This is a genomic window from Tibeticola sediminis (assembly GCF_003843835.1).
GTDB lineage: Bacteria > Pseudomonadota > Gammaproteobacteria > Burkholderiales > Burkholderiaceae_C > Tibeticola > Tibeticola sediminis.
The window spans coordinates 209969-222380 of record NZ_RKQL01000002.1 but is presented as its reverse complement, the minus strand read 5'-3'; the positions used below and the strand labels follow the sequence as shown (position 1 = coordinate 222380).

Genomic DNA, 12412 nt, shown 5'->3' with positions numbered 1-12412 from the left:
GCTCAGGTCGTCGCGTCGTCGAGCACCTCGAACGGCACATGCGCCGCGGGCTTGGGCAGCCGCCGAATCTGCAGCAACCCACCGAAAACCGCGGCACCGACCGACAAGGCCAGGGCTGCCGCGCCGGCAAAGGCCAACGACGCCCGCAGCCCGACATGCTCGCCGATCCACCCGCCGAGCAAAGCCCCGGGCCCGGCAGGCAGCAGGATGAGCCAGCGCATCGTGCTCGTCATGCGCCCCAACAAAGGCTCGGGCGTCACCGCTTGCCGCATCCCAATGAAGTTAATGAAGATCAGCACCGCCCCGAGGCCGAACAAGGCCAGGTTGAGCGCAAACGCGGCGACGCCCCACGGCCCGACGGGCGCGAGCGCGAGCAAGCCCCAGCCCATGCCCGTCAGCGCAAAGCCCCCGAGCAGCGACGGACCGGGCCCGAAACGGCGGCTCAAACGGTCGCCCAACAGACTCGCGGTCACAGTGCCGACACCCAGCGCCACGTAGCTCGTGCCGACCGCACTCTCGCTCATGCCGAGCTGTCGCGTCGCGATCAGAATCTGGACCACCATGGCCGACTGGTGGGCAATCTGCCACAGCCCAACGGCCAAGGCGAGGCTGCGCAGCAGCGGTTCGCGGGCGACGAAGCGCAAGCCTTCGCGCAAGTCCTGCCAGAACCCGCCCGGCTTGCAGGCCGCGGGCGTCTCCTGCACCGGGGTCGAGCGCAAGACGAGCGCCGAGAGCAGCAGCATCGCCGCATCGGCCAACAAGGCCAGCGGGGCCCCAAGCAGCCGGATCAGGACGCCTGCAACGCCAGGCCCGGCCACCTCTGCGCTCGAACTGGCCAAGGAATTGCGCGCATGGGCCTCGACCAGCCGCTCGCGAGGCACCACCTGCGTGAGCACGATTTGCGCTGCCGAGCCCGCGACCGTGTGCACCATGCCGCCGACGAAGCCAACGGCATACAGCCAACCCATGCTCAAGGCGCCCATGGCCCAAGCCAGGGGCACCGACCCCACCGCCAGCGCGAGCAATGCCTCGCCAGCGATGTAGAGCGGCAGCTTGCGGACCCGATCGAGCCAAACGCCCACCGGCAAAGAAAACAACACGAACGGCAGCAACTCGACCGTGGTGAGCCACCCCATCTGCGTCGGCGTGGCATGCAGCAGCACCGCCGCGGTCAGCGGAATGGCGAGCATCGTCACCTGCGCGCCAAACGAGCTGATCAAAACCGACAACCACAGCCGCCGGTAAACGGCATCGCGCAAGAGGTCACCCGTGGGCAACAAGCGCCACGGCCAGCGCTCTCTCACGGCGGACCCGACCAAGGGCGACATCAGTCATCCTCACCGGGATCGAGATTGGGAAACAGCACTTCGGTGTAGCCAAAGCGCCTGAAATCACGCACCCGCATCGGGTAGAGCACCCCGTCGAGGTGGTCGCATTCATGCTGAACGACGCGGGCGTGAAAGCCCTCGGCAACCCGCTCGATGACGCGGCCCAGCGGGTCGTATCCGCGGTAGCGGATGCGCCGCCAGCGCGGCACCACGCCGCGCAAGCCGGGGACGGAGAGGCAGCCTTCCCAACCCTCTTCCTCCTCGGGTCCCAAGGGCTCGGTGGTGGGGTTACACAAGATGGTCTTGGGAACCACGGGAGCGTCCGGGTAGCGCGGATTCGGCGCGTCCGAACCAAAGATCACCACCCGTTGGTCGACCCCGATCTGCGGCGCGGCCAAGCCGGCTCCATGCGCGGCCACCATGGTGTCGTGCAGGTCGCGGATCAACGCATGCAGCTCCGGCGTATCGAAGGCTTCGACGCGCTGCGCGACCCGTAGCAGCCGCGGGTCGCCCATTTTCAAAATCTCACGCACCGGCATGGGGATCACGTCCTTCCAGCAAGGCGAAGAAGCCCGCCTCGTCCAGCACCGGCACGCCCAATTCGCGCGCCTTTTCGAGCTTACTGCCCGCCTCTGCACCCGCAATCACATAGTCGGTTTTGCGGCTCACCGAGGAGCTGACCTTGGCACCGGCCGCCTCCAGGCGCTCTTTCGCATCCTCGCGCGTCAGCGTCGGCAGGGTGCCCGTGAGGACGACCGTCTTGCCGGCCAAGGGCAACTTCTGCGCACTCGGCGCAGCAGGCCCTTCGGGCCAATGCACGCCGAGCGCGCGCAAATCCGCGATGACCTCCTGGTTGTGCGGCTGGTCGAAAAAGAGGCGGATGCTGCGCGCCACCACCGGGCCGACATCCGGAACCGCGGCCAATTCGGCCTCGGTCGCATGCATCAAGACATCGAGCGACCCGAAATGCCGCGCCAGCGCCTTGGCGGTAGCCTCCCCCACATGGCGAATGCCCAGGCCAAAGATGAAGCGGGGCAAAGTCGTCGCCTTGGACCGAGCAATGGCCTCGAGCAGATTGCGCGCGGACTTCTCACCCATGCGCTCCAGGGCCGCCAAAGTCGGCAGGTCGAGGCGATAGAGATCGGCAACGGTACGCACCAAGCCCTGTTCGACGAGTTGGTCGACGATTTTTTCGCCCAAACCCTCGATGTCAAGCGCCCGCCGCTGCGCGAAATGCAAAATCGCCTGCTTGCGCTGCGCCGGGCAGAACAGCCCCCCGGTGCATCGGTAATCAGCCTCGCCTTCTTCGCGCACGACGTCGCTGCCGCAAACGGGGCATTGCTTGGGCATCGAAAACGGCGGCGGGTTGCCTTTGCGACGCTCGAATACGACCGCAACCACCTCGGGAATCACATCGCCCGCCCGGCGCACCACCACCGTATCCCCGACGCGTACATCCTTGCGCCGCACCTCATCCTCGTTGTGCAGGGTGGCGTTCGTGACGGTCACCCCGCCCACAAAGACGGGCTCCAGTCTGGCCACCGGCGTGAGCTTGCCGGTGCGTCCCACCTGCACCTCGATGGCCAACACGGTCGTGAGCTCTTCTTGCGGCGGGTACTTGTGCGCAACGGCCCAGCGCGGCTCGCGGGCGACGAAGCCGAGCTGTTGCTGCAACGCGAACGAATCGACTTTATAGACCACGCCGTCGATGTCGTAGGGCAGGTCCGGGCGCAGGCGAGCCATCTCATCGTGATAGGCAATCAGCGCCTCGGCTCCGCGACAGGGCCGCACATGCTCGCTGACCGGGAAGCCCCAGGCCTTGAGCGCTTGCAGCAATTCCCACTGACTGCGGATCTCGGGCCCGCCTTCCTCGGGCGAACTGAGCTCCCCCAAGGCGTAGGCAAAAAAACTCAAAGGCCGCTGCGCCGTAACCTTGGGGTCGAGCTGACGCAAGGACCCGGCTGCCGCATTGCGCGGATTCATGAAGACCTTCTCGCCGCGCTCGCGCTGTCGCCGGTTGAGTTCCTCGAATGCGTCGCGGCGCATATAGACCTCACCGCGGACCTCACACACCGGCGCGGTCACGCCTTGGAGCCGCAGCGGAATCTGGCGTATGGTGCGCACGTTGGCCGTGACGTCTTCGCCGGTTTCGCCATCACCGCGCGTCGCCCCAAGAACGAGGATGCCGCGCTCGTACCGCAAGCTGACCGCCAGTCCGTCGAACTTCGGCTCGCCCACATAGTCGAGCGGCGGATCGTCAGGGCCAAGGCCGAGTTCTTTGCGCACCCGGGCATCAAAGGCGCGCGCGCCCGCCGCCGTGGCGTCGGTTTCGGTCCGAATACTCAGCATCGGCACCCGGTGCCGAACCGGCGCAAAACCGCTCGCAATCGGCCCGCCAACCCGCTGGGTCGGCGAATCGGGCGTGCGCAGCTCGGGATATTTCGCCTCGATCGCCTCGAGCTCTTGAAACAGCCGGTCGTACTCCGCGTCCGAAATGACCGGGTCGTCCAGCGTGTAGTAGCGCCAGTTGTGATCGTTGATCTGCGCGCGCAGTTCCTGCGCGCGCGCGGCCGCCTCGGCCAAGGTCGATGCCTGCATCATGTGAACAGCCGCCGAGCCTGAGGGGAGCCGGCACCGAGGTCGCGCGCCTCGAGCGCGTCGTACAACTGCTCGAGATCTTGTGCGATCGCATCGAGCGCCTGCTGCGGAATCGGGTCGCCGTTGTCGTCGGTGAGCACCGCGTCGAAGACCTCGGTCAAGGCCACCGCGATCTCCCGCATCCGGGCATAGGGTTGCAGCGCGCGATCCACCTGTGGTACGTCGAGACTCAGAACCACCTGGCGCACCGCACTCAGATGGGGGTCATCCGACAAGGCTGCCTGCGGATCAAAGGCCAGCGTCAAGGTGGGCGGTAGCCCAGGCTGGGGCGCAGGCAGGACCAGGCGGCCAGGAACGGCTCCGGCGACGAAGCCAAAACGCGCAGCATGCTGCTGAATGAAGCCCGGACTCCAAGCCGCGCTGCGCGCGCGCAGCGTAAACCCGAGCTGAGCGTCGTGCGCACTCGCAAAGCGATCCAGTTCCCGGGCGCGACCGACCTCCTCGAGCATTTCGGGCAAGCTCAGGGCACCGCCCACGGCATCGGCGAACTGTTGCGCCTTGGCCGCAAATTCCGAGAACTCGATTTCGTTGAGTGCCCCCGCCCGGTTGGCCAACTGCACCCCCGCCTGAAACGCGCTGTATCGGCGCTCGGGTCGGGGGGGTTCCCAGAGACCCGCCTCGACATCGAGCCCCTCGATCGCGAACGGCTTGCTCCCAGCCCGCCGCGTGCTGGGCAAGGCCGCGATGGCCGCCGCGCCGCTGACCGGCGCATCGAGCTCGATGGTCGCGATCGAGTCGATCAAAGGGTCGAGCTGGACGCGGCGCACGCTCTCGCCTGTGGGCGTCGGCGCGACCGCGCTCAAATCGTCGAGCGTGGGCTCGACCCGGGAATCCGGCACCGCCCCGTCCTCGGGCGCGGCGGGCGGCTGATCCATCATGGGCTGGCGCGGCGTGCGCCGCCGTGCCTGCCAAGCGCCGTGCGCCACGATCCCCGCGAGGACCAGCGCCCCGGCGATGGCCAACCCCAGCTGAAGCGAACTCATGACTCTTCCATTCTTTCCAAGATGGGCTCAGAGGCTGAGAGGGAATTGGGCGTGCCCGAAGGGGCACCCCAAAACGCGCCCGAGTAGGCGCAAAGCACAGCCGTAGCTCGGGCTACGGCGCGCATTTGCAACGCCCTCTGGCGTGTTTTGGGGCGTCAAAGCGGGCATGACCCATTCTCTCTCAGCCTCTCAGGCAGCGGCCAAAGTCGCTGCCTCCGACATATCGACCGCCACGATGCGCGAAACCCCCTGCTCCTGCATGGTCACCCCGATCAGCTGCTCGGCCATTTCCATCGCGATCTTGTTGTGGCTGATGAACAGGAACTGGGTGTCCCGGCTCATGCGGCGCACCAGCTTTGCATAGCGCTCCGTGTTGGCGTCATCCAGCGGCGCATCCACCTCGTCCAGCAGACAGAAAGGCGCCGGATTGAGCTGGAAGATCGCAAACACGAGCGCGATGGCGGTCAGCGCCTTTTCCCCGCCCGACAGCAGGTGGATGGTCTGATTCTTCTTGCCCGGTGGCTGCGCCATCACCTGCACGCCCGCGTCGAGGATTTCCTCGCCCGTCATCACCAAACGGGCCTGCCCGCCGCCAAACAGCTCGGGGAACATGCGGCCAAAATGTTCGTTCACGGCTTCGAATGTCTGTGCCAACAACGCGCGGGTTTCGGAGTCGATTTTGCGGATCGCATCTTCGAGCGTTTGCATCGCATCGCCCAGGTCGGCCGATTGACTGTCGAGGAAGGCTTTGCGCTCGCGCGCCGCCCCCAACTCGTCCAGAGCCGCGAGGTTGACCGCGCCCAAAGCCGCGATTTCCCGCCCCAGCCGGTCGATCTCGCCCTGCAGCCCGGCCAGACGCACCGACTCGTTTTGGATCGACTGCGCCAGGGCTTCCAAATCGGCGCCGGCTTCCGTGAGGTATTGCTCATACTGCGCCTCACCGAGCTGCGCCGCCTGTTCCTTGAGCTGCAGCTCCGTGATGCGGGTGCGCAGGGGTTCGAGCGCATGCTCGAGCTTGAGCCTGCGCTCGTCGGCCGCGCGCAGCCGCTGCGTGAGGTCGTCATAGGCACTGCGCGCGGCCGCCAGCGCCGCCTCCCGCTCGAGCTTGAGGTCGAGCGCCTCCTGCAGCGAGCGCTCGGCCGCTTCCCCGTGAAACTGTGCACGCTCGGCCTCCAGACGCGCGGCCTCGTCGGCAAGCGCCTGGATCTGCATCTGCGCCGTCTCGATGATCCGGCTGAGCTCGGCTTGGCGAGCGGCCACGCTGCGTTGGGCAAAGACCGCCTCCTGAACCTGCCGCTCGATCCCCCGCATCTGCTCGCGGGCTGCCTGAAGCGCACGCTCGGCCTCGGCCCCCCGGTCTTGCAGCAGGATCAGCCGTTCCTGGGCCTCGCCGAGCTGCATGTCGAGGCTCTCGAAGCGAGCTTCTGCTGCGGCTTGCCGTTCGAGAATTTCTTCGATGGCGGCATCGACCTCAGCGAGGTCGTCCTCGAGCGAGCGGGCCTTCGCGCGGCTCTGCTCGAGCTGCTGCGTCAGCTGCATCCACCGAAGCTCAGCAGCATGGGCCGCATCACGCGCGGCTCGGGCGTCCTGCCGGGCCCGATCGAGCTCCTGCTGTGCGCCGCGCCAGGCAGCGTCGGCCCGCCCGTAGGCAGAGCGCGCCTCTTCGGCGAGCAAGCCCTGCGCCCGAACCGCCCGCTCCAGGTTCTCGATTTCATGCGCTCGGGCCAACAGGCCCGCTTGCTCATGATCCGGCGCGTAAAAAATCACGCCCGCCGAATCGACGCCGTGCCCATCGCGCGTGTACACACAGCCACCGGGCGGCAGCTGCGCGCGCAAGTCCAGCGCTTCGCGCAGCGTGTCGGCGCGCCAGCAGCCCCGCAGCCAGCGATGCATGACCGAGCGCAGCGCCGCGTCCGGCAGGCGCAGCGCGTCGATGAGCGCCCTGCCCGCGCCAGCGGCGGACTCGACCTCGGCCCCCATCTGCGCGCTGTAGAAAGCCAGCCGCACCGGTGGCGGATCGTTCTCGAAGGCGCGAACCCGCTCGAGCTCCGACACCTCGAGCGCACCCATGCGCTCACGCAGCGCCGACTCGACCGCAGTCTCCCAACCCGGCTCGACATGGAGGCGCGTCCACAACGCTGGCAAACTCTGGAGCCCTTGCTTCTCGAGCCAAGGCTGAAGCTGACCGTCGACCTTGAGCTTGTCCTGGAGCGACTTGAGGGCCTGCAGCCGCGCCGCGGATTCGGTTTGGCGCTCGGCCTCGAGCTGGGCATTCTTCTGCGCGAGGGCGCGCTGCTCGTCGAGTTCAGGCAATTGCGCTTGCAGGGCAGCAAGGCGCTGCTCTGCCTCGGTCGAGCAGGCGCGGGCGCGGGCGACCTCCAGTTCGAGTTGCTGCACGGCCTGGGGGTCGGGGTTGCCCATCGAGCGCCGTTCGCTCTCGAGACGTTCGCGCCGCGACTGCAACTGGCGCAGTTGCTCCCCCAGGCTGCGTTGCTCGGCCGCAAGCACCTGAATCTGTTGCTGGATCAGAGCCACCGCAGCCCGCTGTTCCTCGACTCGACCCAGTGCCTGACGCCACGCGTCTTCGAGTTCGGGCAGGGACCGTTCGGACTCCTGGACCTGCTCCTGCAAAACCGCTGCTCGGTCCTCGGCAATGGCGGATTGCTCGGCCAGGCCCTCGAGCTCGGCACTCGCATCTTCGGCCCGCTGGGCCCATTGTCGGCGTTGCTCCTCGATCTGCTGCAGACGCTCGGCCGCGCGCTGACGCGACTGCGTGACGAAGCGGATTTCGGCTTCGAGCCGCCCCACCTCGGCCGTCACTTCATACAGCCGCCCTTGCGCTTGATTCACCTGGTCGCCGGCGGCGTAGTGCGCCTGCCGGATCTGCTCCAGATCGGCCTCGACCCGCCGCAACTCGCTCACCTGGCCTTCGAGTTCGAGCGTGAAACGCCCCACATCCGCGGCCAGCCGGGCCCGCTCGGCGGCGCTCTCCTGCCACTTGAGGTACCAGAGCTGCTGCTGGCGCTTAGTGACCTCCGACTGTAGGGCGTGATAGCGCTGCGCCACCTCGGCTTGCCGCTCGAGCCGCTCGAGATTGGCGTTGAGCTCGCGCAAAATGTCCTGCACCCGGGTGAGGTTCTCCCGGGTGTCGGCGAGCCGGTTTTCGGTTTCCCGGCGTCGTTCCTTGTATTTCGACACGCCTGCCGCTTCTTCGAGGAACAGGCGCAGCTCCTCAGGCTTGGACTCGAGGATGCGGTTGATGGTCCCCTGACCGATGATGGCGTAGGCCCTGGGCCCGAGACCGGTGCCAAGAAACACATCCTGCACGTCCCGGCGGCGGACGCTTTGGCCATTGATGAAATAGCTGCTGGTTCCGTCCCGGGTCAGTACCCGCTTGACGGAAATTTCGCTGTACGCATTCCACTGGCCACCCGCGCGCCGATCGCTGTTGTCGAACACGAGTTCGACGCTGGCACGCCCAGCGGGTTTGCGCGAGGTCGACCCGTTGAAAATGACGTCCTGCATCGACTCGCCCCGCAGTTCGGACGCCCGGGATTCGCCCAGCACCCATCGCACCGCGTCGATGATGTTGGACTTTCCGCAACCGTTGGGGCCGACGACGCCCACGAGCTGACCCGGCAGCTCGAACTGCGTGGGCTCCGCGAAGGATTTGAAGCCTGAAAGTCGGATGGTCGTGAGTCGCACGGGTATCGGGAAGGCGGCCCGATCTCAACGCAGACCGGGCCCTGATGGACGATAAAGCAGTGGATCCCTGTGGCAACGCTGGATCAGCTGCCATCATGGCGCGCGAGCGGCTGCGGGATGGCATGCGCTGCGCGAGGCACTGGTTCAGCGTAACCCTAGGGAAAGGCGGATGATAGCGTGGGGCGGTTGCGGCTTTGCAACCGATAATCAGCCCTCCATGGACACCCCGCTCAACCCCCGTCTCACCCGCCTGCAACCCTACCCCTTCGAGCGGCTGCGCCGCCTGTTTGCCGACGTGACGCCGCCCGCGGACCTGCGCCCGATCAGCCTGGGCATCGGCGAGCCGCAGCATGCCACGCCCGCCTTCATTCAGGACGCGCTCGTGGCGGCCACGCGCGCGCAGCCCAGCGGCCTGGCCGCCTACCCGGCGACGGCAGGCACGCCCGCGTTGCGCGCGGCGTTCACCGCCTGGCTACAGCGCCGTTATGGCCTGACGCTCGACCCCGCCACACAAGTGCTGCCGGTCAACGGCTCGCGCGAAGCGCTGTTCGCGTTCGCGCAAACCGTGATCGACCCGAACGACCGTGACGCCGTCGTCGTCTGCCCCAATCCCTTCTATCAAATCTACGAAGGCGCAGCGCTGCTGGCCGGCGCCACGCCGCATTACGCGCCGAGCGACCCAGCACGCAACTTCGCCGTGGCCTGGGACTCCGTGCCCGAGGCCGTTTGGGAACGCACGCGGCTGCTCTACGTGTGTTCGCCCGGCAACCCAACCGGTGCGGTGATGCCGCTGGACGAATGGGCGCGGCTGTTCGAGCTCTCGGATCGGCACGGCTTCGTCATCGCCTCCGACGAGTGCTACAGCGAAATCTATTTCCGCGACGAGCCGCCGCTCGGCGGTCTGGAGGCGGCGCTGCGCCTGGGCCGCAGCGATTTCCGCCGCCTCGTGGCCTTCACCAGCCTGTCCAAGCGCAGCAACGTGCCGGGCCTGCGCAGCGGCTTCGTCGCCGGAGACGCGCGACTGATCGCGCCGTTCACCCTCTACCGCACGTACCACGGCAGCGCCATGAGCCCGGTGGTACAGGCTGCGAGCATCGCGGCCTGGGGCGACGAAGCCCACGTGGTCGAGAACCGGCGCCTGTACCGCGAGAAATTTGCGGCCGTGACGCCCTTGCTCGAAGGCTTGCTCGACGTGCGGCTGCCCGACGCCGGCTTTTACCTGTGGGCGGGGGTCGGCGGGCTGTTTGGCGGCAGCGACACCGCCTTCGCCCGAGAACTGCTGGCTCAATACAATGTGGCCGTGCTGCCGGGCAGCTACCTCGCACGCGAGGTGGACGGCCACAACCCCGGTGCGGGGCGTGTGCGCATGGCCCTCGTCGCCGATACCGCCGAATGCATCGAGGCGGCCGAGCGCATCGCCGCCTTCGTGCGGACCCATACGCCTAAGGCCTGAGAGGTTGAGAGGGAATCGAACATGCCCACCTGGACGCCCCAAAACACGCCCGAGGGCGTTGCAAATGCGCGCCGTAGCCCGAGCTACGGCTGTGCTTTGCGCCTACTCGGGCGCGTTTTGGGGCGCCCCTTCGGGCACGCCCAATTCCCTCTCAGCCTCTGAGCGCCCAGGTTTTCTTCCCTGTTCAAATCCCACCCGACGACTGACACATGAGCCAACAACTGCAATCCATCATCGACAACGCTTGGGAACAACGCGCGGAGCTCTCGCCGGCTTCGGCCCCAAAGGAGGTGGTCGAGGCCGTCCATCACGTCATCGACGAGCTCAACACCGGCAAGCTGCGGGTGGCCACGCGCGAGGGCGTGGGCCGCTGGACGACGCACCAGTGGATCAAGAAGGCGGTGCTGCTGTCGTTCCGCCTCAACGACAACACGGTGATGAAGAGCGGTGACCTCACCTTCTACGACAAGGTGCCGACCAAGTTTGCGGGCATGAGCGAAGCCGAATTGAAAGCCACCGGCGTGCGTGTGGTGCCGCCGGCCGTGGCACGGCGCGGCAGCTACATCGCCCGCGGCGCCATCCTGATGCCGAGCTACGTCAACATCGGCGCCTACGTCGATGAAGGCACCATGGTCGACACCTGGGCCACCGTGGGTTCGTGCGCGCAGATCGGCAAGAACGTGCACCTCTCGGGCGGCGTGGGCATCGGCGGCGTGCTCGAGCCCCTGCAGGCGGGCCCCACCATCATCGAGGACAACTGTTTCATCGGCGCGCGCTCCGAGATCGTCGAAGGTGTCGTCGTCGAGGAAAACTCGGTGATCTCCATGGGCGTCTACATCGGCCAGAGTACCAAGATTTATGACCGCACCACGGGCGAGGTGCACTACGGCCGCGTGCCCGCGGGCTCGGTGGTGGTCTCGGGCAATCTGCCCAGCGCCGACGGCAAGTACAGCCTTTATTGCGCGGTGATCGTCAAGCGCGTGGACGCGCAAACCCGCGCCAAGACCAGCCTCAACGACCTGCTGCGCGACTGAAACGCCGCGCTGCCCGCGCCAGCCCACGTCCCCAGACCGAGCCCTTTGGAGCCACCATGAGCCAACCCGCTGCTCAGATCAGCATGATGGAGCGCATCCTGCGTTTGATGGCCGAGCGTAAGGCCTCGGATGTTTACCTCTCGGCCAACGCGCCGGCCATGATCCGCATCGACGGGCAATGCATCGCGATGAATGCGCAAAAGCTCCCGCCGGAGGCACCTCTGAACCTGCTGTCGGAAATCGTCGCTCCGAACCGGATCGAGGAATTGAAGGAAACGGGGGAGCTCAACCTTGCGATCACGATCGAAGGCGTTGGAAACTTCCGCATCAGCGCGCTGCGGCAGCGCGGCCATTACGCCGCGACGATCCGCTACATCACGGCGGAAATTCCGCGTCTCGAAACGCTGAACCTGCCGCCGATCCTGGGCGAACTGGTGATGGAGCGCCGCGGGTTGATTTTGATCGTCGGGGCCACGGGCGCCGGGAAAAGCACGACGCTTGCCAGCATGCTCGACCAGCGCAACGAGCGGGAGCCCGGCCACATTCTCACCATCGAGGACCCGATCGAGTTCGTCTTCACGAACAAGCGATCCATCGTCAACCAACGCGAAGTCGGAAGCGATACCGCCTCGCTCGCCGTCGGTCTGAAGAACGCACTGCGGCAGATGCCCGACGTCATCATGATCGGCGAAATTCGCGACCGGGAGACAATGTCTGCGGCCTTGGCGTATGCGCAGTCGGGCCACCTCTGCCTGTCGACGCTGCATGCGAGCAACAGCTACCAGGCGCTCAACCGCATTCTGAGCTTCTATCCGGCCGAGGTTCGGCCCGCCATGTTGGGGGACCTAGCGACCGCACTCAAGGCCATCGTCTCGCAACGATTGCTACGCACGGTGCACAACACCCGCATTCCGGCGGTCGAAGTGCTGCTCAACGCGCGGCTGATCTCGGAGCACATCGAAAAGGGGGACTTCGCCGGCGTCAAGGAAGCCATGACGAATTCGCTCGCCGAAGGCTCCCAGACTTTCGAAGACGACATTGCGCGGCTCATCCGTTCGGGTCTGGTCGATCGCAAGGAAGGTCTGCTGCATGCCGACTCCGTCACCAACCTGATGTGGCGGCTGCAAAACGACTTCACCAAGAAGGGTCCGGCGCTCGCGGCCGATCCGGCGCCGGATGACCGCCCGGTCTTTACCGAAATCGTGCTCGACGCACCCGCCCCGCCCCGTGGGCGCAGCTGAACCCCTCTCA

General features: G+C 66.7%; 8 protein-coding genes. 3 read left to right on the top strand and 5 right to left on the bottom strand.

The window, feature by feature from the left end; translation table 11 throughout:
• Positions 1-2: 2 nt before the first annotated feature.
• The 5 genes from EDC62_RS05990 to smc form a co-directional block, all read right to left on the bottom strand.
• Positions 3-1328, bottom strand: coding sequence for an MFS transporter (locus tag EDC62_RS05990; RefSeq protein WP_124221568.1), 1326 nt, complete (start codon positions 1326-1328; stop codon positions 3-5).
• Positions 1328-1867, bottom strand: coding sequence for a peptide deformylase (def, locus tag EDC62_RS05985; RefSeq protein WP_124221566.1), 540 nt, complete (start codon positions 1865-1867; stop codon positions 1328-1330). The genes EDC62_RS05990 and def overlap by 1 nt, the downstream gene beginning before the upstream one ends.
• On the bottom strand, positions 1854-3929 hold the full coding sequence (ligA, locus tag EDC62_RS05980; protein WP_124221563.1) for an NAD-dependent DNA ligase LigA: 2076 nt from the start codon (positions 3927-3929) through the stop codon (positions 1854-1856). The genes def and ligA overlap by 14 nt, the downstream gene beginning before the upstream one ends.
• On the bottom strand, positions 3926-4969 hold the full coding sequence (locus EDC62_RS05975; protein WP_124221561.1) for a cell division protein ZipA C-terminal FtsZ-binding domain-containing protein: 1044 nt from the start codon (positions 4967-4969) through the stop codon (positions 3926-3928). The genes ligA and EDC62_RS05975 overlap by 4 nt, the downstream gene beginning before the upstream one ends.
• Positions 4970-5158: 189 nt before the next feature.
• A complete protein-coding gene (smc, locus tag EDC62_RS05970; protein WP_124221559.1) occupies positions 5159-8674 on the bottom strand; it encodes a chromosome segregation protein SMC in 3516 nt (1171 codons plus the stop codon).
• Positions 8675-8891: 217 nt separating this feature from the next.
• On the opposite strand from smc, the gene dapC reads away from it, so the two are divergent.
• The 3 genes from dapC to EDC62_RS05955 all read left to right on the top strand — a co-directional run bounded on the left by dapC (position 8892) and on the right by EDC62_RS05955 (position 12402).
• On the top strand, positions 8892-10127 hold the full coding sequence (gene dapC / locus EDC62_RS05965) for a succinyldiaminopimelate transaminase (protein WP_124221557.1): 1236 nt from the start codon (positions 8892-8894) through the stop codon (positions 10125-10127).
• A gap of 209 nt (positions 10128-10336) precedes the next feature.
• Positions 10337-11161: a 2,3,4,5-tetrahydropyridine-2,6-dicarboxylate N-succinyltransferase gene (gene dapD / locus EDC62_RS05960; RefSeq protein WP_124221554.1), complete on the top strand. Its 825-nt coding sequence runs from the start codon at positions 10337-10339 to the stop codon at positions 11159-11161.
• A gap of 77 nt (positions 11162-11238) precedes the next feature.
• The gene (locus EDC62_RS05955; RefSeq protein WP_124221987.1) at positions 11239-12402 is read left to right on the top strand and encodes a PilT/PilU family type 4a pilus ATPase; all 1164 of its coding nucleotides are present in this window, start codon (positions 11239-11241) and stop codon (positions 12400-12402) included.
• Positions 12403-12412: the final 10 nt, after the last annotated feature.